Genomic DNA, 271 nt, shown 5'->3' on the forward strand with positions numbered 1-271 from the left:
GGTTGGTCAGCGACATCGCGCGCATCCGCCAGGGCTTGCAAGACTACCTGTCGCCGTCCCGCGCACAGCCTCGTGACCCCGTAGACATTTCCGGCCAGTACAACGTCAGCGGTGATCACACGCCATGACGATGTCCTCCACCCAGATCAGCGCCTTCCAGGCGGCGGCGGGCTTTACGCCTGCCAGCAGCAACACGCTGTGGACCGGAATCGCAATGGGAATCCTCCTGCTGTGGGGCGTCTGGGTGTTTTCAAGCATTTATCGCGGCTGG

Annotated in this window: 2 protein-coding genes; both read left to right on the top strand. The window is 62.7% G+C overall.

Annotation, left to right across the window (positions count from 1 at the left end):
- Positions 1 to 128, top strand: a 128-nt coding sequence (locus ABJ99_RS26390) for an RAQPRD family integrative conjugative element protein (protein ID WP_268243734.1), incomplete at its 5' end; no start/stop codon positions are given.
- Positions 125 to 271: TIGR03758 family integrating conjugative element protein (locus ABJ99_RS00560; RefSeq protein ID WP_080377954.1), on the top strand; the 147-nt coding region annotated here is incomplete at its 3' end. The genes ABJ99_RS26390 and ABJ99_RS00560, both read left to right, overlap by 4 nt.

Source organism: Pseudomonas syringae pv. cilantro, assembly GCF_001293775.1.
GTDB lineage: Bacteria > Pseudomonadota > Gammaproteobacteria > Pseudomonadales > Pseudomonadaceae > Aquipseudomonas > Aquipseudomonas syringae_P.